Below are 24,061 nucleotides of genomic sequence, written 5' to 3'. Positions count from 1 at the left end.
CTGTCGCGAGTTGCCCGCTGGTTGCGACGGAATGCGACACTTTTCTGAATTCCGTTCACTTGCCAGCAAGCCAACAGCGCCTAGATTGAAATGGTCAGAGCGGCTCGAGGCGGGTTTCCCCCCTGTTGCCCACGCCTCCACAACGGCCCTCTGATTTAGCGTGACGAACGCTTACATGAACCCTCGGTCCTCTGCCCCCGGACCGAGGGTTTTTGTTTTTTCTGGCTGCTTTTTCCGCCCAGCCGGGCTGCGGACGGCACCTCACTGCGCTTCCGGTGCTCACGGCCAGAAGGCCGCTCCGCTCCGGTTCTCGTTCGGCACCCTCCTCGCTCCGGCTGGACGAAAAAATCAGCCAGAAAAATGTGCTGATGGTTTTCAGTTACACGTTGCCCTCGCGCAGGCTGGGCCGCGCTTTCTTGCGGTGTGGCTCTGGCAATTCGTGGAGGGCATCCCTATTGCCTGCGGCATGAAGATTGCCACCTGGAACATCAATTCGGTCCGCCTTCGCATCGATCAGGTCGAGCGTTTCCTGACCGAGCAGTCGCCCGACGTTCTCTGCCTTCAGGAGATCAAGGTCGCGGAGCATCTCTTTCCGCATGAGATGTTCGAGCGACTCGGTTACACCCACCGGGCGATCCATGGGCAGAAGGGCTATCACGGCGTCGCCACGGTCAGCCGCGTGCCCTTTACCGAGTTCAGCCGCTACGACTGGCAGGACAACGGCGAGGCGCGCCATGTCGGCGTGGAACTGCAAGGTACGGGCCAGGGCATGATCCTGGAGAACGTCTACATTCCCGCCGGCGGCGACATTGCCGACCGTGAGGTGAACCTGAAGTTCGGCCAGAAGCTCGACTTCCTCGAACGCATGACCCGCTGGGCGGACAAGGTCGACCGGCCCACGCTGATCGTCGGCGACTTCAACATCGCCCCGCTCGAATCGGACGTCTACAACCACAAGGCCCTGCTCAAGGTGGTCAGCCACACGCCGATCGAGGTGGAGACGCTGACGCGCTTCAAGGACGCGCACGGCTGGGTCGATCTGGGCCGGGAATTCATTCCCGCGCCTGAGCGCAATTATTCCTGGTGGTCCTACCGCAGCTACTGGCGTCAGAAGGACCAGGGGCGCCGCCTCGACCATATGTGGGCCTCTCCCGACCTTGCGAAGCAGGCGCGTGCGCATAGCTTCGTCGAGGAAACCCGCCGCTGGGAGCAGCCGAGCGACCACGTTCCACTGATCACGGAGTTCGAACTCTGAGCAGCGGAGAACCAGTCGGTTTGCCTCTGAGCGGCGCCCGCCGCGTCGCGCTGGCGCTCGATGCGCTGCGCCACGGCTGGGCGATCCGGGTCGGTGACGGGCCGGTGCTGCTTCCGGCCGAGACCGGCTTCGCGCCGGGGGCCAAGGCGCCGCGCATGCTGATCTCGGCAGCACGGGCGGTAACGCTCAAGCTCGCCAACCAGCGCGAGGCGGCCGTGCCGGAAGCGCCGGTCCTGATTCGCGCCGCCGAGGCCTTCGATCTGGAGACGGCCCGCGCCGTGGCCGATCCCGCGCTCGATCTGGCCCACCCGATGAAAGGGCCTTTCGCCGCCGAGCCCATCGCGGACATGGACCAGGCCCGCACCGCCATGGAACTGGCGCGGCTGGCGGGGATCCTGCCCGCCTATCTCGTCGCGCCCGAGACAGATGGCGACATACAGGCCGTCACGCCTGCCGATCTGGCGGAATGGAAGGACACCGGCCGCCTCGCCATCGCCTCGCGCGCACGCCTGCCCGTGGCCGCCTGCGAGGATGCGGAAATCGTTGCCTTCCGTTCGCTCGACGACTTGCGCGAACATGTCGCGCTGGTGATCGGCACGCAGGATGGCGATCGCGCACCGCTGGTGCGCCTCCATTCCGAGTGCCTGACCGGCGACATCCTCGGCAGCCTGAAATGCGATTGCGGCCCGCAGCTGGATGCGGCCCTGCGCGCCATGGCCGAGGAAGCCGGGCAGGGCGGCTGGGGCGTGCTGCTCTACCTCCGCCAGGAAGGGCGCGGCATCGGCCTCGTCAACAAGCTGCGCGCCTACAGTCTCCAGGACCTGGGGTACGATACGGTGGACGCCAACAACCGCCTCGGCCTGCCCACCGAAGCGCGCGACTTCCCGGTGGCGGCGCGGATGCTGGACCTGCTTGGCGTTTCATCGATCCGGCTCATGACCAACAACCCGGCCAAAGTCGCTGCGCTTGAGGGCGTGGGGGTTACTGTGACGGAGCGGGTGCCGCACCAGTTGCCGCCGAACCCGCACAATGCGCGCTATCTGGAAACCAAGCGCGACCGTACCGGGCATATCCTGTGACTGAGCAGGGGCGCTGAAACTCAGCGCTTCTCGAAGCCCGAGATACCCGCGCCCAGCGCATTGTCGCCCAGCTTGAGCGGCTCGCCGGACCAGTCGGCCACGAAGGCGCTGTGGCGGTCGAGGCCGGGGACGAATCGGGCATTGTTGCCCTGTACCGAGAGGCCCGCCGAAGGATGGCTGCGGTGTTCGGCGGCGACGGCGACGAAGGCGGAATAGTTCTCCTTGTCGCGGCCCTGCACGAACCAGTTCCCGGCGATGCGCCCGGTGGCGCCTTCGGGAAGGTCGATCATGTAGTTGGTGCCGCGCCCGGCCGAATCGTCGAAGCTGGAGCCGGTGATCTCCACTTGCGCCGCGCGGCTCTTCACATAGTGACCACCGGTCCCCGCCTCGAACCGGCTGCGCGTGATCGTGAGCGAGCCGTAGTTGCCGATATAGACCGAGTGCGCGCAGCCCGAGCCTTCGCAGGTACCGAGCCGGGTAAAGGTAGACTTGTCGATTGCGATCGCGCCTTGCGGGTCCTCGCCGCTGAGCAGGCCCTGTTCGCTGTCGCGGAACCAGGCCTGCGATACCGAGAGATTGCCGTGCTCCAGCCGCACGCCCGCACCGTTCTTGTCGGGCACGCGGATATTGGCGAAGACCAGTCCCTCGATCCTGGCGCCGCGTCCGCGCAGCACCAGTGCCGCCTTGTCCTCGCAGGCTTTGCCGTCGAGCACCGACTGGCCGGGAACTTCCGCCCGGTATGTCACCTCGCCCTTGCTCTGCACCGCGCAGTCCGAAAACCGCAGCGAAGCGAAGCGGATGGTGCCGCTACCATCGCCGATGGCGTCCACGGCGTCCTGGAGGCGGGTGAAGCTGCGCCCGGTCTCGATCACGGTATAGGGCGCCGTATGGGATGCTGAACCTTCGGACTGGCCGAAGGAGCTTGCGGCCGGAACGGCGGCGAGGAGCGGCAGGCCGCAAGTGAGGGCGAGTCGGATCGGGCGGTTCATGAACCCGGTCTAGCGGCTGCAATAGGGAACGCTGCACCGCCTTTCGCTGCGTCCCAGCTCGGGACAGGCCTAGCGGCGGTTCTTTCGCCGGCGCGTTTCCGGTTTTGGTTGCGCGCGAAGATCCACCATCTCACTGCGGCTCACGATCCAGACCGCCATGACCGCCGACCAGAGCAGCACGATCAGCGTGAAGGCGATGCCGATGGGCAATGCGCTGTCGGGAAAGCGCAGGAGCAACCAGGCGAGGCCGAGGCCGAGCGGCAGCAAGGGCAGGGTCCAGGCGGCCAGCGCCAGCCATCCGGCGCGCCCGCGCGGCTGGCAATTGAACTGCCAGCCCTTCCGGTAACAGACGAACAGGGTTTCTTCCCCTGACATGGCTTGTGCTTCCTTCTCGCGGCTGGGCGCGGTCTTCGTGTTTCGGCGCGTGCGTTTTCCCGCAACGATGAGGAACACCGCCGTGATCGGAAGGAACAGCGCGAAGGCAAGCGGCTTGCCGCCTGCCAGGGCAGAATGATCGAGCGCCTTGATCCCGGCAATAGCGGCGAGGTAGCTCGCCAGCAGGACCCAGCCCTGCCATGCGATCGGCAGGCCGATGCCGATGCCGAAACGGCGGGCCGCGAACCAGGCGCCGTCCTCGATCGATTCGTGCATCATGGCCTAACCTTCCTCCGCATCGGGCGCGGCCGGGGGACGACCTCGGCGGGCCGGGGCGCTGACATCCACTTTCAGGCCGCGCCGGGCAAGCGCTTCGCGCAGCAGCACTTCGACCTGGGCGTTGACCGAGCGGAAGTCGGCCGCGGCGCAGCGTTCCAGCGCTTCGTGCAGCGCCGGGTCCAGTCGCAGCGCGAAGGCCTTCTTGCCGGGGCTCGCCATCCGCGTGCGATCCTACTGGTAGAGCGTGCCGGTATTGACGACCGGCTGGGTGTCGCGCTCGCCGCAGAGCACGACCATCAGGTTCGAGACCATTGCCGCCCGGCGCTCGTCGTCGAGTTCCACCACGTTCTTTTCCGAGAGCTGCGCCAGCGCCATCTCCACCATCGAGACCGCGCCTTCCACCAGCTTGCGGCGGGCGGCGATCACGGCTTCGGCCTGCTGGCGGCGCAGCATGGCCCCGGCGATCTCGGGCGCATAGGCAAGGTGGGTGAGGCCGCATTCGTCCACGGTGATGCCGGCCACGCGCAGGCGCTCGATCAGCTCGGTGCGCAGTTCGGCGTTCACCTGCTCATGGCTGCCGCGCAAGGTGATCTCGGCATCCTCGACGTCGTCATAGGCATAGCGCGAGCCGATCGAGCGGACGGCGGCCTCGATCTGCACGTTCACGAAGGCCTTGTAGTCGTCCACGTCGTAGAGTGCCTGCGCGGTATCGGCCACGCGCCAGACGACATTGGTGGCGATCTCTATGGGATTGCCGCGAAGGTCGTTCACCTTGAGCTTCTCGGAGACGACGTTGTTGGCCCGCACGGAGATCTTGCGCTTGGCCATCCACGGCCAGACCCAGCGCAGCCCCGCCACACGGTCGGTGCCGCGATAGGAGCCGAACAGGGTGATCGCCGCCGCCTGGTTGGGCTGGATCATGTAGAAGCCCGCAGCGATCAGCACTTCGGCCGTGAGGGCAGGCACGAGGAACATCAGGAAGCCGAGCACGGCGCCCGGGCCGGGATCTCCGCTTGCCAGCGTGACCACGGCCATCGCGATGACGGCGAGCACGCCCAGAAAGACCAGCAGCATGAGATAGCCGTTCATGCTGGAGGCCTTTGTTTCCCGGCTGGAATTGATCGGAAGATGCGATTCTGCCATCGGCTCTGCCCTCTGCTAAAGTGATATCACCTTAATATCAAAAGTACACGTTTGGTCAAGGTGGGTTGAAAAACGCGGGCACGATGGCTATGTGCGCTCTGCGGGCCGGGCCCCTCTGGCGCGGCGTTCCCCTGATGGAATGCCTCGTGATGTCGGACCGCATCGGGTGAAACCGATGCAGGTTCCGGGGATCCATCCAGGCCCCAAAAAGCTCAGGCAACAGGAACCTTGCTGCGGGTCATCCGATCGAACCACCATATGTTCGATAGGGATTTGAAATGACCGAACAGATGTTCCGCCTGCTCGAGCGAAACCAGAAGCTCGACGTCCTGCTGCGCCTCGCGCAGGGCAGACGCTTTGCCGATCCCCTTGAGATCGCAAGGCTGAAGAGACTGAAACAGGAGTTCAGGGGCAGACTCGCGCGGTTGCTACTCCCCCCAGCGACCGTGGCTAACAGTCTGTAACCCTCGCGCCGGCGCGTCCCCCCCATTTTCGCGCCGGCGCTTCCTGTTTTCATCGGGCCTTGGGCCTAGTTTCGGGAGCACCCCGTGGATTTCCTTTTTTACGACCTGCTGGGCACGCCCGCATGGTTCTGGCTGGCTTTCGCCGGCCTCGTTTTCGTTCTGACAGCCTTCGACCTCGGCTTCCTGCACAAGGAAGACCGGGAGATGGGCATTGCCGAATCACTGAAGCTCTCGGCGTTCTACATCGCCATCGCCATGGCTTTCGGCGGTTGGGTCTGGTGGGCCAAGGGTTCGGAGGACGGCATCGCCTATTTCACCGGCTACTTCATCGAGAAGGCGCTCTCGATCGACAACGTCTTCGTGATCTCGATGATCTTCGGCTTCTTCGCGATCGCGCCCAAGTACCAGTATCGCGCCCTGCTCTGGGGCATCATGGCGGTGATCGTGCTGCGCGGACTGATGATCGCGGGCGGCGTGGCGCTGGTGTCGCAGGCGCACTGGGTCATGTACATCTTCGCCGCCTTCCTGGTGTTCACCGGCGTGAAGATGCTCTTCGCCAAGGAGCAGGACCCCGATATCGGCAACAACCCGGTGATCCGCTGGATCTCGCGCCACATGCGCGTAACGAAGCAGCACCATGCCGAGCACTTCTTCGTGCGCGAGCGCAATGACGCGGGCAGGCTGGTCTGGGCGGCGACGCCACTGTTCCTGGCGCTGGTGGTGATCAACCTCGCCGATCTCGTCTTCGCGGTGGACTCGGTGCCGGCGATCTTCTCGATCACGACCGATACCTTCATCGTCTATACCTCGAACATCATGGCGATCCTCGGCCTGCGCGCGCTCTACTTCGCGCTGGCGGCGATGGTGCATCGCTTCCACTACCTGAAGTATGCGCTGGCGCTGGTCCTGGTGTTCATCGGCGCAAAGATCCTCGTGGCCGACTTCGTGCTGGGCGGCGCGAAGTTCCCGCCGCTCATCAGCTTGGGCGTGACCCTGGCGCTGATCGCGGGCGGGGTGGGCTGGTCGCTTTGGAAGACGCGAGGGGAGGAGCCGCAGATCGGCCACTGAGTTCGTCCGTCGTGACTCGACCCTTCGGCTATGAACAGGCGGGGCGCGCTGCTAGGGCGAGTGGATGGCGCGCCTCATCCTGTTCAACAAGCCCTACGACGTCCTCTCGCAGTTCACCGACGCGCGTTCGCCCACGCCGCGCGCTACGCTATCGGACTTCATCGAGGTGCCCGGCGTCTATCCCGCCGGGCGGCTCGACCGCGACAGCGAGGGTCTGCTGCTGCTGACCGACGACGGCCGCCTCCAGTCGCGGATTTCCGATCCGCGCTTCAAGACCGCCAAGACCTATCTGGCGCAAGTGGAAGGCGAAGTGGACGAGGCGGCGCTGGAAGCGCTGCGGGGGGGCGTCATGCTGAACGACGGCCCCACCCGCCCGGCTTCGGCGCGGCGTATCGAGGACCCGCAGCTCTGGCCGCGCAATCCGCCGGTGCGCTTCCGCAAGACGGTGCCGGATTGCTGGGTCGAGCTGACCATATCCGAAGGCCGCAACCGCCAGGTGCGCCGCATGACCGCCGCCATCGGCCATCCCACCCTGCGTCTGGTGCGGCAGCGCATCGGCAACTGGGCGCTCGACGGCCTGGCGCCCGGAGAGTGGCGCGAAATCGCGATCTGAAGTCCATCTTGCATTTTTTGCGATACAGGCTATATAAGCCGGGCTACGTCGCCTGCGACGGGAACTGACGGCTGCACACGGCAGCCTGTTCTCCCCATTTCAGCTGTCTGGCCCTCAAGGCCGAAAACGCGCCTTTCGCGCGGCAGCTTTGGGGCAACCCTTTTTCGGACTGGATGCTTTGGCCAAGGAAGAACTGCTGACCATGGAGGGTTTCATCGAAGAAATCCTTCCCGACGGACGTTTTGCCGTCGTGCTCGACAACGAGCACAAGATCATCGCCTATACTGCGGGCAAGATGCGCAAGTTTCGCATCCGCTCGGTGGTGGGCGACCGTGTCCACGTCGAAATGACGCCTTACGACCTGACCAAGGGCCGGATCGTGTTCCGCGAACGTACGCCCGGACAGACGGGTGGTCCGCCAAAGCGGCGCAGCAATTTCAGAAGATAACAGGATGCGGCCAGAGGGCCGTCTATAAGGATAAAATGCATTACCATCGACCGGACGCCTTCAAGCGCGTCCACGCAGTACCCCATGCCGCTCCGCTCGTTGCCGCCGACTTCCGGCGTGAAGGGCAGGGCGGCGCGCTTTCGAAGCAGGATCTGCGGCGCATCGTCGCCGCCATGGTCGACTGACCGATCTGCCGAAAGACCATGAAAAAACCCCCGCCGGCTCTGCCTGCGGGGGTTTTTTCGTATTAGCCGAAATTAGAAAAGATCAGGCCGACTTCAGGTTGACGGCCGAGGCCTTGCCGTTGCGGCCGACTTCGATGTCGTAGGAGAGGCGCTGTTCCTTCTCCAGCGTGTGCATGCCGGCGTTCTGCACGGCGGTGATGTGGACGAAGCTGTCCTGGCCGCCGTCTTCCGGTGCGATGAAGCCATAGCCCTTGTCGGTATTGAAGAACTTCACGGTGCCGATCGGCATGTCTGTTTCCTTTCAAGAAACGAATTTTGGCCGCCCTGAAAATAGGGAAGCCGGTCGTGCGTCACATCGTCAATTGAAAGGAAATCGTCCCAACAGGCGCGGGTGGAAAATATATCTCCTTCCCGCTTCAGTTGGCGACACCCGTCGCAAATTCGACATTAGCGGAGCGAGATGTAACACGCCAGGCCGCCAATACCTAACGGCAACGGTAAGAGTGCGCAAAATGGTGCGTACGCACTCTTCCGATTCGGTATGCAATCGTTGATTTGGGAAAACCAACTCTCAACGCGTGCCGAGGTCGCCCTTGCCCACGGTGCCGCTGGCCATATCGAGCATGCGGTCGAGGCTCTTCTTGGCATCGAGGCGAAGCTGTTCGTCGATCTCGATGCGCGGCTCCAGGTCGCGCAGGGCGACGTAGAGCTTTTCCAGCGTGTTGAGCGCCATGTAGGGGCAGATGTTGCAGTTGCAGTTGCCGTCCGCACCGGGCGCCCCGATGAAGGTCTTTTCCGGGATGGCCAGCTGCATCTGGTGGATGATATGCGGCTCGGTGGCGACGATCAGCGTGTCGGCCTCCGTCGTCTTGGCGTACTGGAGGATGCCGCTGGTCGAGCCGACGTAGTCCGCGTGATCGACGATGTGCGGCGGGCATTCCGGGTGCGCGGCGATTGGCGCCGTGGGGTGCTGCGCCTTGAGCTTGAGCAGCTCGGTTTCCGAAAACGCCTCGTGGACGATGCAGACGCCCGGCCAGAGCAGCATCTCGCGCCCGAACTTGCGGCTGAGATAGCCGCCGAGGTGACGGTCGGGGCCGAAGATGATCTTCTGGTCGGCGGGGATCTGCTGGAGGATCGTCTCGGCACTGGAGCTGGTGACGATGATGTCGGACAGCGCCTTCACCTCGGTCGAGCAGTTGATGTAGGTCAGCGCGATATGATCGGGGTGCGCGGCGCGGAAGGCGGCGAACTTTTCGGGCGGGCACGAATCCTCGAGGCTGCATCCGGCTTCGAGGTCGGGCAGGACCACGATCTTGTTCGGCGAGAGGATCTTGGCGGTTTCGGCCATGAACTTCACGCCGCAGAAGGCGATGACGTCGGCATCGGTCTCGGCGGCCTTGCGGCTCAGTTCCAGGCTGTCGCCCACGAAATCGGCCAGATCCTGAAGCTCGGGGCGCTGGTAGTAGTGCGCCAGGATGACCGCATTGCGTTCCTTGCGCAGCCGTTCGATTTCGGCGCGCACGTCGATACCGGAAAGGTCGGCGGGCATTACGGTCATGGTATCCCTCTGTCTGGTCGCTCCGGCGTTTTACCGTTGTTTCGGCTGCCGGGATTTGGCGCCTATCTAGGGATGCTTGCCGGGATGCCCAAGGAAAATATGACTCGTCATGCAGAGGCGATCCGCCGGGCCAGGTCGATCCACCAGGGGGTGATCGCCAGGAGTTCGGTAAGGACGTGGGAAAGCAGCACCGCCATGGCCACCGCGACGGTTGCGGGATGGGCACGGCCCAGGGTCCTGCGATCGCGGCGCAGGATCAGCGCCACGAAGCCGAGCTGGATGGCCAGCGAGACCCACTCGCCCCAAGGCACGATCAGCGGCATCGGCAGCACGCGGCCGAGGGCAGGGTCGGTGAGCAGGATCGTCGATCCCAGTATCAGGCGCCGATGCCAATCGCTCCGGCGCCGATATGAAACGGCCAGCGCCACCATGAAGGCGAACAGCAGGCCGCCGACATGGACGGTGGCGAGAAAATAGCCCGGCGTGAAGAACGGCGGCTGGATGTGGAGGCGCAGGGCGGTAAGGCAGAGCGCGCTCATCGAACCGACCATGAGCGGCACCATGACCACGCTGGCCCAGCCGAGCCGGCGATGGATCGCCAGCGTGCTTCTTCCCGTGCGCCCGGCATTGCCCGCCAGCATGGCCTGGGTCACCAGCAGGCCAAGCCATGCCACCATGATCATGCCGTGCAGGTGCATGATCGGCGGCGCGGCGCGATAGTCCACGAAACCGCGCAGCGCGAACTGCGCGAAGGCGAAGACGATGAACGCCGAAAGGGCGATCGTCATCGTCTGCCAGAACGAAAACGCGCCAAGGCGGGCGCGCGGCAATGTCGCCATGAAAATTCCCCTCAACCCCAAGTGGGGTGAGGTTTAGTCTTTCGGCTTAAGTATAAATACAGTAATTCGACGAATTACTAAGTCTGTGCGACCAGCGTCCAGTGCTCGTTTATTCGGGAAACCAGGTTTCGTCTTTCCAGATCAAGCAGATGGGCCAATACGGAACGCCCTGCGGCGGGCCAGAGCCGCTGGTCCACGGCCTTGTACATCTGCGGCACCATCTCCGCGACGGTCCGGTGGCCGACCTCGATCTGGCGCAGGATCTGGCGTTCGCGCTGGCGGCGGTGGCCGATCATGCCGCGCACGAGCTGGCGGGGCTTCTCCACGGCCGGGCCGTGGGCGGGAAAATAGACGGTGTCCTGCTCGCGCTCGTAGAGTTTCTGGAGGCTGGCGAGGTAGTCGGTCATGTCCCCGTCCGGCGGTGAGACGACGCTGGTGGACCAGCCCATGACGTGATCGCCGGTAAACACCGCGCCGGTTTCCCGTAGCGCGAAGCAGACATGGTTGGAGGTATGACCGGGCGTGGAGACGGCTTCCAGCGTCCAGCCTTGGCCTTCGATGGCCTCGCCGTCCGCCAGCACGCGGTCGGGGCGATAGTCGGGGTCGAAGGCGGCGTCGGCGCGGGGTCCGTCGTCATCGAGGGTGAGCGGCGCGCAGCCGACGATCGGCGCGCCGGTCAGGGCTTTCAGCGGCGCGGCGGCGGGGGAGTGGTCGCGGTGGGTATGGGTGCAGCAGATCGCGATCACCCGCGCCGTGCCCACGGCTTCCAATATGGCGTCGATATGTTCGCCTTCGGCCGGGCCGGGATCGATCACTGCCACTTCGGCGCCGTCGCCCACGATATAGGTCTGCGTGCCGGTATAAGTGAAAGGCGAAGGGTTGCGCGCCAGCACGCGCCGTACGAGCGGTGCGATCCGCTCGGCTTCGGCATAGGGCTTGTCGATGTCTTTCAGCGCGTCCATGCCGCCGATATGGTCATTCCCGCGGGCTCTGTCGAGCGGTGCGGGCATCCATGGCGCCGATCTCAACTGGCCAGGCGGCGCTCCAGCCGTTCCCGCAGGCGTTCGATCGCGCTCGGCCGGTCGTCGCCGTAGAGGCGCCATTTGCCGTCCAGCCGCAGCAGGCGGTCGTAGAAGCGCTGGGTAGCTTCCACCAGCTCGACGATTTCCGGCTTCAGCGCCGCCAGCCCCGAGGCTTCGGAATGGCGCAGGTCCGGCGAGAGGCGGCCGTTGCGGCGCAGCTGGTACTGGTCGATCTCGCCCATGAAATAGGCCCGGTGATTGAGCAGCCAGGCGATGGCATGCATCATCCGGGTCGTGGTGCGCAGGCCCTCGCTGGACAGGGCAAGGCGTACCGGGCCAGAGTTGACGGACCTGCCAGCCGACCGAGCGCCCGAACGACCGTCCGTTTCGGTCTCCGGCGCGAAGGCGTGGCGCACTTCGTCCGCAAGCAGCATCGCTTCGCAGTAGAGCGCCTCGACGATACGCGGGTTTATGGTCACGGAGTTCGGCATGCCGCATTGATATTTCCCAACGCAGTCTCCGGGGCAACTGCCCGAACGGCATTTTCCGAGACGAATCCGGCCCTTGTCCCCTATCGGCACGCTTTTTGAGGGCCCTCCCGAAAGGTGGGAGGGCGTCCATCCGCCGCTCTCAAACGACTGGCCTCAATCCACTGAGATGTCGCGCTGCGAGGCCCATTCCGTCAGCGCGGCGCGCATGTCCTGCGGGGGGTGGGCCAGCCACTGCTCCATCGCCGCGCCGATTTCCGCGAGATCGACTTTGCCGACCAGGTCCTTGATCGGGCCGACGGAGGCGGGCGTGATCGACAGGCGCCGGATGCCGAGGCCCAGCAGGGCAAGCGCTTCCAGGCAGCGACCGCCCATCTCGCCGCAGACGGCGATCTCGACATTGTGGCCTTCGACGCTGCGGACGACCCGGCGCAGGAAGCGCAGGATGGCCGGGCTCAGCCAGTCGTAGCGCTCGGCCAGCTTCGGATTGGCGCGGTCGGCCGCGAAGAGGAACTGGGTGAGGTCGTTGGTGCCGATCGACAGGAACGAGATCTTCGGCGCCAGCAGGTCGAGCTGCTCGGCCAGTGCCGGCACTTCGAGCATGATGCCGTAGTGGATCGCCTCGGGAAGCAGCTTCTTCTGGCTGCGCAGGAACGTCAGCTGCTTTTCGAACACGGCCTTGGCCTGATCGAATTCCCAGGGTTCGGCGACCAGCGGGAACATGACGTGGAGTGTGCGTCCGCCTGCGGCTTCCAGCAGCGCGCGGGCCTGGACCTTCAGCAGGCCCTCCCGCTCCAGTGCGACGCGCAGGGCGCGCCAGCCCATCGCCGGGTTTTCCTCGCCCTCGCCGTCGTCGTGGCGCAAGTAGGGCAGGGTCTTGTCGCCGCCGATGTCGACCGTGCGGAACTTTACCGGCTTGTCTCCGGCGGCTTCCATCACGTCGCGGTAGAGGCGCGTCTGCCGCTCGCGCGAGGGGAGCGTGGCGGAGACCAGGAACTGGAACTCCGTGCGGAACAGGCCGATGCCGTCGGCGCCGGTCTGGGTGAGATTGGCGATATCGTCGCGCAGGCCCGCGTTGATCATGACCTGGATGCGCGTGCCGTCCCGCGTGGTCGGCTGGACTTCGCGCAAGGCGGCATAGGCGGCCTGACGCTGGCGGCTCTTGGCGAAGCGGGCTTCGAAAGCCTCGATCACGCCTGCGGGCGGGCGCACCATCGCTGTCGCCTGATCGGCGTCGAGCAGGAGCTGATCGCCTTCGCGCACCACGCCGCGCAGGCCGCGCACGCGCCCCAGCACGGGGATGCCCATGGCCCGCGCCACGATGACGACATGACTAGTGAGCGAGCCTTCTTCCAGGATCACGCCCTTGAGGCGGCGCTTGTCGTATTCCAGCAGTTCGGCCGGGCCGAGGTTGCGGGCGATCAGGATCGCGTCGTTGCGCAGGCCGAGCGAGGCGGCAGTGCCGATCTGGCCGGAGACGATCCGCAGTAGACGGTTCGCCAGATCCTCCAGGTCGTGCATGCGGTCTGCCAGCAGGGGATCGTCGATCTGCCGCATGCGCATGCGGGTGCGCTGCTGCACGCGCTCGATCGCCGCTTCGGCGGTGAGACCGGAATCGATCGCCTCGTTGATGCGCCGGGTCCAGCCTTCGTCGTAGGCGAACATGCGGTAGGTTTCGAGCACTTCGTCATGCTCGCCGCCCATGCCGAATTCGGCCTGGCTGGCCATGCGGTCGATCTGCTCGCGCATCTTGTCGAAAGCGTGGATCACCCGCTGGCGCTCGGCCTCGGTATCCTCGGCAACGACATGTTCGATATTGACGCGCGGCTGGTGGTAGACGGCCTGACCCGAGGCCAGCCCCTTTACCAGTGTCAGGCCGCGCAGCTGTTCCGGCCCGGTCTGCGCCGCGCCCAGCGCATGGACGTCCACTTCGTCGACCAGGTCGGCATTGGTGATGAGTTCGGACAGGACCATGGCGACCGTCTGGAGCGCCTCGATCTCCACTTCCTCGTAGCGGCGGGGTTCGACGTGCTGGACGCAAAGCACCCCTGCGGCGCGCTCACGCCGCACGATCGGCACGCCCGCGAAGGAATGGAAGCGGTCCTCGCCGGTTTCGGGGCGATAGGAAAAGTCGGGATGCGCGGCGGCTTCGGCCAGGTTCAGCGTCTCGATCCGGTCGGCAATGCTGCCGACAAGGCCTTCGCCCACGGCCATGCGGGTGACGTGGACGGCTTCCTGCGCCAGCCCGCGCGTGGCGAAAAGCTCCAGCATGCCCTCTCGCAGAAGGTAGATCGAACAGACCTCGCTGTTGAGGCATTCGCCGATCACTTCGACCACGGTATTGAGCTTGGCCTGGGCGTGATTGCGCGACGCCATGACCTCGTGGAGGCGGGTGAGGATGTTTCTTGCTGCTTCTACGGCGCCGCTGGTCATGAAACCGGCGTAACCCAAAGCGGACGCTTTGCAAACGCGGTCACGTCAAAAGTCGGCGTTAAAAGATGTGTTAGAGGCAGAAGCGCAGTTTTGGGGTGCCCAGATCCGGCGGCGTTTGGTCTGGCGGCGTTTGGTCTGGCCGGGTTCCGTTCCGTCAGCGCATATTGGCCCTGCGGCTGCCCCCGATGCGCTGTTCCCGGGAGGGGATTGCATCGGGGGCGCCTCACGCGGCCACCTCAGGGGGGCGTGTCGCAGTTGGGCTTAATGGCGGGAGATCTCTTCCTTGATCCTGAGCTTCCGCTTCTTGAGGGCCTGAATCATGGCTGCGTCAGGTATCGGGCGGCTCATTTCGTCATGAATCTGCCTTTCGATTCCGGCATGCTTGAGCTGCAGAGCGCTGACGTGCGAACTATCCATGGACGGTTCTCCTCTTTTTCCGGGGGGATGGGCCGAACCCTTGCCGACGACCTCTATTGGCGACTCGGCATCGACGATCCGGCGCAAAACGGATGGAACCACATCCTGCCCATCTTGCGAAGACGGCTAATGCTTCATATCGGTGAATCGCGTGACTGCTGCGTTGAGCAGGGGCGCGACACAGGCCATTCACACTGGCCATTCGAGAGTAGGAAAATGCCGGCGTGACCGAAGAGGAAATGCGTAAGCGCCTCGAAATCCTCAAGATCGAGCATCGCGATCTCGATGCGGCGATCGATGCGCTCAACATGCCAGGCGCCGGCGACCAGCTGCAGATCGCGCGCCTGAAAAAGCGCAAGCTGCGGCTGAAGGACCAGATCGCGGTGATCGAGGATTTCCTGATCCCGGACATCATCGCATGACCGTGCCGCCCGACCGACATAGGTCAGGCCAGCGGGTAGGGCAGGCGACTCTCGGGATTTCCCCCAGTTCACGTCTTGCACCAGAATTGACATAAAGCAGACTTGCGGGGATGTTACCCGCCGTGCACGGGGTCGCATCCGCCGCAAGACTATCGAGTTATCCGACGTGTCGTGATTGACTTTGGATTCTCGCGCGGTTTGGTGGATTCCCGTCAGGTTCAGATCTACCATCCCTTCGGGAGCGGAATGGAAAACGTTGAAAATCAGGGGCCGTCCGAAGGTTTGGCCAATTTTGCCGCCGGCAGCACGTCCACGGTCGGTGCCACCTTGCGCAAGGCGCGCGAAGGGGCGGGGCTGACTCTGGCGCAGATTGCCGTCCAGACCAGGATTGCCGAGCGACACCTTTCCGCGATCGAGGAAGACCGGTTGGGCGATCTGGCCGCGCGCACTTATGCGGTCGGCTTCTCGCGTACTTATGCCCGCGCGCTGGGTCTCGACGACAAGGCGATTGCCGAACTGGTCCGCCGCCAGCTCGATGCCGAAGGCGCGCGCGAGCCGGTGGTCGTGCCGCATTTCGAGCCGGGCGATCCGGCACGCGTCCCTTCCGTGCGCCTCGCCTGGGTGGCCGCCGCCGGTGCCGTGGTGGTGATCGCGCTGCTGCTGGTGTTCTGGAGCAGCTACCTCTCGCCCGAGGGCAAGCTGCCCGATCTCGTTTCCGATGCGCCGAAGCCCACCCCCAAGGCCGCCGTGGCGCCTCAGGCCCCCGCGCCGCAGCCGACCAACGGCCCGGTCGTGTTGACCGCCACCGTCGACGGCGTGTGGCTGCGGGTGACGGACAATAGCGGCAAGCTGCTCGAAAAGACGCTCAAGCAGGGTGAAAGCTGGACCGTGCCGCAGGGCGCGCAGGCGCCGCAGCTTCGTCTTGGCCGGCCGGACGGTCTTGCGATCACGGTCGGCGGCAAGGCCATCGCCCCGCTGGCGACCAAGCCCACGGTCATGTCGGGAGTCTCGCTGACCCCTGCGGATCTGCTGGCGCGCGGCCAATCCGGCGCTGCGGCTCCGACCGTTCCGGCTCCGGCTGCTCCCGGCGTTTCAGGCGGCGCGCCTGCCGTTCCCACGGCGGGCGCTTCGGTTCCGGCACCGCTTTCCACCACTTCCAACTAGGCCCGCCTCGACAAGCGGGCCTTGCTTGCGGCAATTCGGTCGCAGGCCATTTCTGGTTAACGCGCGGTTCCGTTTCTCCTGTTCATGGCGTCGCGGAACCCGATAGGGCGCGCGGGGCGCCCTGAAACGGAGTACACTTGGCGATGAACCGTTCTCTTGTGGCGATCCGCTCGATGCGCCTGGCCGCGACGAGCGCCGTGGCTCTCGTGCTGGCAGGAACGCTGGCCGTTCCTGTCCAGGCGCAGGACAATACCAATACGCGCCTCAACAAGGTGGAATCCGAAGTTCGCGCCCTGCAGCGCAAGGTCTTCCCGGGCGGCGACGGCAAGTTCTTCGAACCGCAGATCACGCCCGCCACGCCTACGCCTACACCGATGCCGGGTCAGCCCGCTTCCACGCCGATCACCGATGTCCTGGTGCGGCTCGATTCGGTGGAAGCCCAGATCCGCCAGCTAACCTCGCAAGTCGAACAGAACACCAACCGCATCAACCAGCTTGAGGCGCGTCTGGCCGCAGGCGCTCCGGCAGAGCCCGCGCCCGGTGCCTTGGGTCCGGTCCAGCAGCCCGCTCCGGCAGCAGGCGGACAGGCATTGTCGCCTGCGCCTGCATCGTCGCCCGCACCTGCACCGACCCCTGCGGCATCGCGCCCGGCCGCGCCGTCGAATTCGCGGATCGACGCGGTGCGCGCCATCGTCAAGCCGCAGAGCGCCGACCCGGCCGACGACGAATACAGCTACGGTTTCCGTCTCTGGGAAGCCAAGTTCTATCCCGAGGCGCAGCAGCAGCTGAAGCTCTACCTCGAAAAGTATCCCAAGCACGCGCGTTCCAGCTGGGGCCGCAACTTGCTCGGCCGCGCCTACCTCGATGACGGCAATCCGCTGGAAGCGGCCAAGTGGTTCGTCCAGAACTACCAGACCGACAAGCGCGGCGATCGCGCGCCGGACAGCCTGCTCTATCTTGCCGTCTCGATGAAGCAGCTCAAGGACAGCAAGCGCGCCTGCATCGCGCTGGCCGAATTCAGCGAGACTTACGCCAGCGAGGCGGCCGGTCGTCTCAAGGGCACTTACGATTCCACGCGCAGTGGGCTTTCCTGCGCCTGATCCCCGGTTGACGCCTGCGCCCGAGGCCGTCGAACGGTTTCGGGCCGGGCTGTCGGCCGTCTGGCCTGAAGGAGAGCGCCCGGAGGCGCGCCTTGCCGTTGCGGTTTCCGGCGGGCCCGACAGTACGGCCCTGCTGCTGCTCGCCCATGCCGCGCTGCCGGGCCGGGTCGAGGCGGCGACCGTCGATCACGCCCTGCGGCCGGAAAGCGCACAGGAAGCGGCCGGTGTCGCCGCGCTCTGCGCCCGGCTGGGCGTCCCCCACGAGACCCTGACCGTGGAAGTCGCGCCGGGCAATGTCCAGGCCGAGGCGCGCAGCGCGCGTTACGGCGCCATGGCCGCATGGATCCTGCGGCGCGGCCTTTCCGCGCTGGCCACGGCGCACCATGCCGACGATCAGGCCGAAACCCTGCTCATGCGCCTCAACCGGGCCAGCGGCGTGGCCGGACTTGCCGGAGCGCGCGGGCGCGGGGTGGTGCCCGTACCCGACACTGCGATTCCGTTGCTGCGCCCGTTGCTGGGCTGGCGCCGTGCCGAACTCGGCGAAGTGGTCGCGGGCGTCGAGACGGTGCAGGATCCCAGCAATTCCAACGACCGCTATGACCGCGTCCGCATGCGCAAGGCGCTGGCCTCCGCCGATTGGCTGGACGTTGCCGCGATCGCCCGCAGCGCGGAGCATCTTGCCGAGGCCGACGCCGCGCTGGACTGGATGGCGGCGCTGGAGTGGCGCTCCTGCGTCAGCAAAGAGCCGATGGGCCTGCGCTATCGCCCGCAGGCGCCGCGCGCCGTGGTGCTGCGGGTACTGGCGCGCTGCATCACCGAACTCGGCGGCGAGGAACCGCGCGGCGGGGCCGTGGCGCGCCTGCTGGAAAGCCTGCGCGAAGGCCGTCCCGCCTCGATCGGGGACCTCGTGGTGCGGCCGAATGCGGGCGGCTGGAGTTTCGCCAGGGCACCGGTGCGCGCGGTTCGCCGTAAAAGCTGACGGCTGGACCGTGCCGAAGAGGATTCGACGAATAATCGATGGTCCAAGCGGACGCCGACTGATAGTCGCCTGACACTTCAAGATCCACGAAACGAGCACACCGTTCATGCTGCGCCCCTGGCAGGTCACTCTCGGCGAACGTATCGATCCCGAACGCGGGACGCCGATCTACATGCAGATCATCCATGCCCTGATCCGCGATATCGAGACGGGACGCCTGCTTTCCGGCACCTATCTGCCCAGCAGCCGCGAACTCGCCGCCGCGCTGGGGGTCAACCGCAAGACCGTGGTGCTGGCCTACGAGGATCTGATCGCGCAAGGCTGGCTTTCCACCGAAGGCACGCGCGGCACCATGGTCTCGCGCTCGCTGCCGAGCGGGGCTTCCGCCGATGGCGCGCCGCCCGAAGTGGAGGCGCCCTCCGAGCATATCCACTACCGCTTTTCCGAACCGCCCGCCCGGTCGCTCGCGCTGCCGGACGGCAAGGGCATCAAGCTGGACGAGGGCGCGCCGGACGGGCGCATTTTCCCCGCAGACCAGCTCGCCCGCGCCTATCGTTCCGCCATCAGCCGCGCCTCGCGCGCCAATCGCCTGCAATACCGCGATCCGCGCGGTTCGCAGCTCTTGCGCGAACAGATTGCCGAGATGCTGCGCAGCCAGCGCGGCCTGCCGGTCACGCCCGCCAATATCTGCATTACCCGGGGGAGCCAGAACGGCCTGTTCCTCGCCCTCCAGGTGCTGATCGAGCCGGGCGATGCGGTGCTCGTGGAGGAGCTGACTTACGAACCCGCCGTCGCCGCGATCCGCGCGCTCGGCGGCAAGGTGATCCCGGTGGGGCTGGACGAGGAGGGCATCGACGTCGGCGAAGTGGAGGCAATGTGCCGCCGCCATGCCGTGCGCGCGGTGTTCCTGACGCCGCATCACCAGTTCCCCACCACGATCGCGCTGCGGCCTGAACGGCGGCTGCAATTGCTGGAGATCGCCCGCCAGTTCGGCGTCGCCATCATCGAGGACGATTACGACCACGAATTCCATTTCCAGTCCCAGCCGCTTCTGCCGATGGCGGGCTATGCGCCGGGGCAGGTGCTCTATCTCGGATCGATGTCGAAGCTGCTGCTGCCGGCCCTGCGCATCGGTTTCCTCGCCGCACCCGAGGCAGTGATCGATGCGGTCGCCCACCGGGTCTCGCTGACCGACGGCATGGGCAACACGGTCACCGAGGAGACTGCCGCAGAGCTGATCCGCAACGGGGAACTGCGCCGCCACGCCCGCAAGGCCTGGCGGGTCTACTCGGAACGCCGCCAGGCCTTTGCGGCGCTTCTGGATGCGCATCTCGGATCGGAAGTCGATTTCGCGGTGCCTGACGGCGGCCTTGCCTTCTGGGTGAAATTCCGCGGCGACCTCGACCGCATCGAGGCGCGGGCGCGGGCGCAGGGCCTGCGCTTTGCCAGCCACCATTCCTTCATGACCCGCGAGACCGCGCCGAAAGGCCTGCGCCTCGGCTTCGCCAGTCTCAACGAAGCCGAGGCGACAAGGGCCATCACCGCGCTGGCGGAGGCGGCACGGCTGGGCAGTTGATGGGCGTGACCCTTGGCCCCCTCAGGATTTTTCGAATTGGCCGTTTCGGGTGCCACCTGCGCCCCGCATGCTGGTTCGGGATTCAAGAACCTGACGGGCACGCATCATGACCCTATTCCACCGCCAAGCCTTCCCGACCCGCGTCGGCGGCGTTTCGCCGAGCAGGATGTGATCGCCTCGGTGCAGCCGTTCCATGGCCCGGACGACGTCGATCCCGAGATCCGGGGCTGGCTGACTGCGATGTTCGCCGCCTCGGCGGCGCTCGGTTCGCGGCCGGGGCTCTCGGTGGAGGAGCGGCGCGCCATCGCCGAACGGCAGCGCGCGCCGTGGCGGCAGGGCGGCCCGGACATGGCGGGCAGCGAGGACCTGCGCGTCGGCCGGTCGGGCATCCGCATCCGTATCCACCGCCCGGTCGCCGCGCCCGGCCTGCCGGTGCTGGTCTATCTCCACGGCGGCGGCTGGACCCTGTTCAGTATCGATACCCATGACCGGTTGATGCGCGAATATGCCGCGCGCACTGGCTGTGCGGTGCTGGGCATCGACTATCCGCTTGCGCCGGAGCAACGCTTCCCCCGCGCCATCGAGGCGATCGGCGAGGTGCTGGACTGGCTGGCCGAAGCCGGCGCGGACCATGGCCTCGACCCCGCGCGCTATGCCCTGGGCGGCGACAGCGCGGGCGCGAACCTGGCCGTGGCCGCGGCGCTCCGGCTGCGGGACCGGAGCGGGACCATGGGTGGCAGCATCGGGCCGCGCGCCCTGCTGCTCAACTACGGCGCCTGGGACGGTGCCTGGACCCGCAGCTATGCCCGCTACGGCGACGGCGAGCGCTACATGCTGACCGGCCCGGAGATGGACGATTTCTGGGCAAGCTATCTTGGCGAGGCCCCCGTGCAGGACCCGCTTGCCCGGCCGCTCCATGCGCAGCTTGCGGGGCTGCCGCCCGCGTGGCTCTGCGTGGCCGAATGCGACGTGCTGCTGGACGAGAACCGCGCGATGGCGGCGCGACTCGCGGATGCCGGGGTTCCGGCGGAACTGCGCGTCTACGCCGGGGCCACCCACAGCTTCCTCGAAGCCGTTGCCGTCTCGAAACTGGCGGACCGGGCGATAGCAGAGGCGTCGCAGTGGCTTGCGGCGATCCTTGCGGACTGATCCGCGGGCGTTTTCGCAGACCTCAGGGTGTAAACGGCAAACGCCGCGCTCTCGCAAAGCCGTGGCGTCGCGGGCCGAACGGGTATAAGGGCGCGCGGATGTTACGCTTGTCCGATCTTGCCCTGCCGCTCGACCATGCTCCCGAGGATCTCGACGCCGCCGTCTGCGCGCGGCTGGGGATCGAGCCCGGCGATCTGGAGCGCGTCACCGTGGTCCGCCGGGGCAACGACGCGCGGCGCAAGAATGCGATCAAGCTGGTCTACACGCTCGACGTCGCCGTGAAGGACGAGGCGAAAGTGCTGGCGGCGCATCACGGCGACCAGCACGTCCGCCCCACGCCCGATACTTCGTACAAGTTCGTTACCCACGCGCCCGCCGGTTACGACGGCCCGCGTCCGGTGGTGATCGGCGCCGGCCCCTGCGGGCTGCTGGCGGCCCTGATCCTGGCGCAGATGGGCTTCCGCCCGATCATCGTCGAGCGCGGCAAGGCCGTGCGCGAGCGGACCAAGGACACCTGGGGCCTGTGGCGCCGTTCGGTGCTCGACACCGAAAGCAACGTGCAGTTCGGAGAGGGCGGCGCGGGCACGTTTTCCGACGGCAAGCTCTACAGCCGCATCAAGGACAGTCGCCACCTTGGCCGCAAGGTGCTGACCGAATTCGTCAAGGCCGGCGCGCCGGAGGACATCCTCACCGAAGCGCATCCGCATATCGGCACTTTTCGTCTGGTGACGATGGTAATGTCCATGCGCGAGACGATCGAGCAGCTTGGCGGCGAATACCGTTTCGGCACCCGCGTCGACGATTTCGAGATCGCCGAGGAGGAGGACGGAGAACGCCGGATCACCGGCCTGCATCTCTCCAATGGCGAGTTCCTGCCCGCCAGCCACGTCATCATGGCGGTCGGCCACTCGGCGCGCGATACTTTCGAAGTCCTGCACGCGCGCGGCGTCTACATCGAGGCCAAGCCTTTCGCGATCGGCGTGCGGATCGAGCATCCGCAGAGCTGGATCGATACCGCGCGCTACGGCGACAATGCGGGCAACAGGATCCTCGGCGCGGCGGCCTATTCGATCGCGCACAAGGCTTCCAATGGACGCACCGTCTACAGCTTCTGCATGTGCCCGGGCGGGCGCGTGGTGGCGGCGGCCAGCGAGCCGGGCCGTGTCGTCACCAACGGCATGAGCCAGTATTCGCGTGCCGAGTTCAATGCCAATTCGGGCCTCGTCGTCGATATCAATCCCGATGAGGACTATCCCGGCGATCCGCTGGCGGGCATCGCCTTCCAGCGCAAGTTCGAGGAACTGGCCTTCAAGGCGGGCGGCGAGAACTACAAGGCGCCAGGCCAGAAGCTGGGCGATTTCCTGGCGGACCGGCCTTCCAGCGAATTCGGCGTGGTCGTGCCCAGCTATCAGCCGGGCGTCCACCTGACCGATCTCAAGCAGTGCCTGCCCGATTTCGTGGTCGAGGCGATCCGCGAGGCACTGCCCGTCTTCGGCCGCCAGGTGCCGGGCTACGATCATCCCGACGTGGTGATGACCGGGGTGGAAACGCGTACCTCGTCGCCGGTGCGGATCACGCGCGGCAAGGACCTGCAAAGCCTCAACACGCGCGGCCTTTACCCGGCGGGCGAGGGCGCGGGCTATGCGGGCGGCATTCTCTCCGCCGCCGTGGACGGCATCCGCGTGGCCGAGGCGCTGGCGCTGGAACTTGCGCCCGCACAATCTTCGGCATCGCCCAACCCGTGAGCGAGACTTACGATGCCATCGTGCTCGGCGCGGGCGCGGCCGGGCTGTTCTGCGCGGCGACCGCCGGGCAGCGCGGCAAGCGCGTGCTGCTGCTCGACCACGCCGATCAGGTGGGCAAGAAGATTCTGATTTCGGGCGGCGGGCGCTGCAACTTCACCAATATCCATACCGCGCCCGATCGCTATCTTTCCGGCAATGCCCATTTCGCCAAATCGGCGCTGAGCCGCTACACCCCCGCCGATTTCCTCGACATGGTGGAAGCCTACGGCATCGCCTGGCACGAGAAGACGCTGGGCCAGCTGTTCTGCGACGGCTCCGCAAAGCAGATCGTGGCGATGCTGCTGGAGGAATGCGCCAGGGGCGGGGTCACGGTACACTGCGGCGATGCCCTGGGCGAGATCGACCATGCGGACGGACACTACCGCGTTGCATTCGGCGCGCGCGCGGCCACGGCGCCGGCGCTGGTGATCGCCACGGGCGGCCCGTCCATTCCCAAGATGGGCGCGACCGGGCTGGCCTATGACCTGGCGCGCAAGTTCGGCCTCAAGGTGGTCCAGCCGCGTCCCGCGCTGGTGCCGCTGACCCTGCCCGGCGCCGAGGCGCTGTTCCGCGACCTCTCCGGCGTCTCCACCGAAGTGGTTGCCAGATGCGGCAAGGCCGCCTTCCGCGAGGCGGCGCTGTTCACCCATCGCGGTCTGTCGGGCCCGGCGATCCTCCAGATTTCCAGCTACTGGCAGCGCGGCCAGACGGTGACCACGCAGTTCCTGCCCGACCGCGCCGAAGGCTGGCTGAAGGACGCCAAGCGCGAACGCCCCCGCGCCAGCCTGCGCAAGGTTCTGGGCGAGGGCCTGCCGGAGCGACTGGTGGACGTACTGTGTGAGCGGCTCGGCCTTTCCGGCGAACTCGGCGCGATGTCCGACAAGGCGCTGGCCGCCGCCGAGGCAAAGCTGGCACGCTGGCCTTTCGTGCCGGACGGTTCGGAAGGCTATGCCAAGGCCGAAGTGACGGCGGGCGGGATCGATACCGGCGCGCTCTCGTCCAAGACGATGGAAGCCCGCAAGGTGCCGGGGCTTTTCGTCGTGGGCGAGGCCGCCGACGTCACCGGCTGGCTTGGCGGCTACAACTTCCAGTGGGCCTGGGCGAGCGCAAGGGCGGCAGGGCTGGCGATCTGATGTGTTGCTGCGCCTAGCGCGCAGATTGCCCCACAATACTGCGTCATCCTGAACTTGTTTCAGGATCCATCTCGCCACCGATACGGCGGCCTGTTGGGA

At 66.1% G+C, this 24,061-nt stretch carries 26 protein-coding genes; 15 read left to right on the top strand and 11 right to left on the bottom strand.

Going from position 1 to position 24,061, the window contains the following annotated elements:
* The first annotated feature begins 466 nt into the window (after positions 1–466).
* Together xth and ribA are read left to right on the top strand one after the other, a co-directional pair.
* A complete protein-coding gene (gene xth, locus NTCA1_RS08580; protein WP_086490177.1) occupies positions 467–1,255 on the top strand; it encodes an exodeoxyribonuclease III in 789 nt (262 codons plus the stop codon).
* Positions 1,256–1,281: 26 nt separating this feature from the next.
* Positions 1,282–2,334, top strand: a complete 1,053-nt coding sequence (ribA, locus tag NTCA1_RS08575; RefSeq protein ID WP_236549201.1) for a GTP cyclohydrolase II — start codon at positions 1,282–1,284, stop codon at positions 2,332–2,334.
* Positions 2,335–2,354: 20 nt separating this feature from the next.
* Here the strand turns inward: ribA and NTCA1_RS08570 are convergent, their stop codons facing one another.
* The 4 genes from NTCA1_RS08570 to NTCA1_RS08555 all read right to left on the bottom strand — a co-directional run bounded on the left by NTCA1_RS08570 (position 2,355) and on the right by NTCA1_RS08555 (position 5,120).
* On the bottom strand, positions 2,355–3,323 hold the full coding sequence (locus NTCA1_RS08570) for a right-handed parallel beta-helix repeat-containing protein (RefSeq protein ID WP_159830024.1): 969 nt from the start codon (positions 3,321–3,323) through the stop codon (positions 2,355–2,357).
* A 69-nt stretch (positions 3,324–3,392) separates the two neighbouring features.
* Positions 3,393–3,977: a hypothetical protein gene (locus tag NTCA1_RS28470; protein WP_201282440.1), complete on the bottom strand. Its 585-nt coding sequence runs from the start codon at positions 3,975–3,977 to the stop codon at positions 3,393–3,395.
* Positions 3,978–3,980: 3 nt separating this feature from the next.
* Entirely contained in the window at positions 3,981–4,196 is a 216-nt protein-coding gene (locus tag NTCA1_RS08560) for a toxin-antitoxin system HicB family antitoxin (RefSeq protein ID WP_159830022.1), read from the bottom strand.
* A gap of 12 nt (positions 4,197–4,208) precedes the next feature.
* A complete protein-coding gene (locus NTCA1_RS08555; protein ID WP_086490174.1) occupies positions 4,209–5,120 on the bottom strand; it encodes an SPFH domain-containing protein in 912 nt (303 codons plus the stop codon).
* A gap of 278 nt (positions 5,121–5,398) precedes the next feature.
* Between NTCA1_RS08555 and NTCA1_RS08550 the strand changes: the two genes are divergently transcribed.
* From NTCA1_RS08550 to NTCA1_RS08530, 5 genes are all read left to right on the top strand, one after another.
* On the top strand, positions 5,399–5,584 hold the full coding sequence (locus tag NTCA1_RS08550) for a DUF465 domain-containing protein (RefSeq protein ID WP_086490173.1): 186 nt from the start codon (positions 5,399–5,401) through the stop codon (positions 5,582–5,584).
* Between the two features lie 84 nt (positions 5,585–5,668).
* Entirely contained in the window at positions 5,669–6,652 is a 984-nt protein-coding gene (locus NTCA1_RS08545) for a TerC family protein (RefSeq protein WP_159830020.1), read from the top strand.
* A gap of 64 nt (positions 6,653–6,716) precedes the next feature.
* A complete protein-coding gene (locus NTCA1_RS08540; RefSeq protein ID WP_159830018.1) occupies positions 6,717–7,265 on the top strand; it encodes a pseudouridine synthase in 549 nt (182 codons plus the stop codon).
* 178 nt (positions 7,266–7,443) lie between these two features.
* The gene (gene infA, locus NTCA1_RS08535; protein WP_086490273.1) at positions 7,444–7,713 is read left to right on the top strand and encodes a translation initiation factor IF-1; all 270 of its coding nucleotides are present in this window, start codon (positions 7,444–7,446) and stop codon (positions 7,711–7,713) included.
* Positions 7,714–7,748: 35 nt separating this feature from the next.
* Positions 7,749–7,898, top strand: a complete 150-nt coding sequence (locus tag NTCA1_RS08530) for a hypothetical protein (protein WP_159830016.1) — start codon at positions 7,749–7,751, stop codon at positions 7,896–7,898.
* Positions 7,899–7,980: 82 nt separating this feature from the next.
* On the opposite strand, the gene NTCA1_RS08525 is transcribed toward NTCA1_RS08530, so the two are convergent.
* The 7 genes from NTCA1_RS08525 to NTCA1_RS08495 form a co-directional block, all read right to left on the bottom strand.
* The gene (locus tag NTCA1_RS08525; RefSeq protein WP_086490170.1) at positions 7,981–8,187 is read right to left on the bottom strand and encodes a cold-shock protein; all 207 of its coding nucleotides are present in this window, start codon (positions 8,185–8,187) and stop codon (positions 7,981–7,983) included.
* Positions 8,188–8,469: 282 nt separating this feature from the next.
* Positions 8,470–9,456 (bottom strand): quinolinate synthase NadA, encoded by a 987-nt coding sequence (nadA, locus tag NTCA1_RS08520; RefSeq protein ID WP_159830014.1) that lies wholly within the window; start codon positions 9,454–9,456, stop codon positions 8,470–8,472.
* A gap of 107 nt (positions 9,457–9,563) precedes the next feature.
* Positions 9,564–10,295 (bottom strand): hypothetical protein, encoded by a 732-nt coding sequence (locus tag NTCA1_RS08515; RefSeq protein WP_159830012.1) that lies wholly within the window; start codon positions 10,293–10,295, stop codon positions 9,564–9,566.
* 77 nt (positions 10,296–10,372) lie between these two features.
* On the bottom strand, positions 10,373–11,257 hold the full coding sequence (locus NTCA1_RS08510; RefSeq protein ID WP_159830160.1) for an MBL fold metallo-hydrolase: 885 nt from the start codon (positions 11,255–11,257) through the stop codon (positions 10,373–10,375).
* 62 nt (positions 11,258–11,319) lie between these two features.
* A complete protein-coding gene (locus tag NTCA1_RS08505) occupies positions 11,320–11,808 on the bottom strand; it encodes a DUF1465 family protein (protein WP_086490166.1) in 489 nt (162 codons plus the stop codon).
* Between the two features lie 153 nt (positions 11,809–11,961).
* Complete coding sequence (ptsP, locus tag NTCA1_RS08500; protein ID WP_159830011.1) at positions 11,962–14,238, bottom strand: phosphoenolpyruvate--protein phosphotransferase; 2,277 nt, start codon at positions 14,236–14,238, stop codon at positions 11,962–11,964.
* Positions 14,239–14,499: 261 nt separating this feature from the next.
* Entirely contained in the window at positions 14,500–14,655 is a 156-nt protein-coding gene (locus NTCA1_RS08495) for a YdcH family protein (protein ID WP_086490165.1), read from the bottom strand.
* Positions 14,656–14,879: 224 nt separating this feature from the next.
* Here NTCA1_RS08495 and NTCA1_RS08490 point away from each other — a divergent pair, with 224 nt between their 5' ends.
* The 8 genes from NTCA1_RS08490 to NTCA1_RS08455 all read left to right on the top strand — a co-directional run bounded on the left by NTCA1_RS08490 (position 14,880) and on the right by NTCA1_RS08455 (position 23,962).
* Positions 14,880–15,077 (top strand): YdcH family protein, encoded by a 198-nt coding sequence (locus NTCA1_RS08490; RefSeq protein ID WP_086490164.1) that lies wholly within the window; start codon positions 14,880–14,882, stop codon positions 15,075–15,077.
* Positions 15,078–15,323: 246 nt separating this feature from the next.
* Positions 15,324–16,241 (top strand): helix-turn-helix domain-containing protein, encoded by a 918-nt coding sequence (locus tag NTCA1_RS08485; protein WP_159830009.1) that lies wholly within the window; start codon positions 15,324–15,326, stop codon positions 16,239–16,241.
* 143 nt (positions 16,242–16,384) lie between these two features.
* A complete protein-coding gene (locus NTCA1_RS08480) occupies positions 16,385–17,341 on the top strand; it encodes a tol-pal system YbgF family protein (protein WP_086490163.1) in 957 nt (318 codons plus the stop codon).
* A gap of 7 nt (positions 17,342–17,348) precedes the next feature.
* A complete protein-coding gene (gene tilS, locus NTCA1_RS08475; protein ID WP_236549185.1) occupies positions 17,349–18,320 on the top strand; it encodes a tRNA lysidine(34) synthetase TilS in 972 nt (323 codons plus the stop codon).
* A gap of 106 nt (positions 18,321–18,426) precedes the next feature.
* Positions 18,427–19,896 (top strand): PLP-dependent aminotransferase family protein, encoded by a 1,470-nt coding sequence (locus NTCA1_RS08470; protein ID WP_159830005.1) that lies wholly within the window; start codon positions 18,427–18,429, stop codon positions 19,894–19,896.
* A 36-nt stretch (positions 19,897–19,932) separates the two neighbouring features.
* Positions 19,933–21,045 (top strand): alpha/beta hydrolase, encoded by a 1,113-nt coding sequence (locus tag NTCA1_RS08465; RefSeq protein WP_236549184.1) that lies wholly within the window; start codon positions 19,933–19,935, stop codon positions 21,043–21,045.
* A gap of 98 nt (positions 21,046–21,143) precedes the next feature.
* Entirely contained in the window at positions 21,144–22,790 is a 1,647-nt protein-coding gene (locus NTCA1_RS08460) for an NAD(P)/FAD-dependent oxidoreductase (protein WP_159830003.1), read from the top strand.
* Entirely contained in the window at positions 22,787–23,962 is a 1,176-nt protein-coding gene (locus NTCA1_RS08455; protein ID WP_159830001.1) for an NAD(P)/FAD-dependent oxidoreductase, read from the top strand. The genes NTCA1_RS08460 and NTCA1_RS08455 overlap by 4 nt, the downstream gene beginning before the upstream one ends.
* Positions 23,963–24,061 lie beyond the last annotated feature (99 nt).

The organism is Novosphingobium sp. TCA1, assembly GCF_009811895.1.
Taxonomy (GTDB): Bacteria; Pseudomonadota; Alphaproteobacteria; order Sphingomonadales; family Sphingomonadaceae; genus Novosphingobium; species Novosphingobium panipatense_A.
The sequence above is the reverse complement of the archived record's forward strand: the minus strand, read 5'-3'. Positions and strand labels throughout refer to the sequence as shown.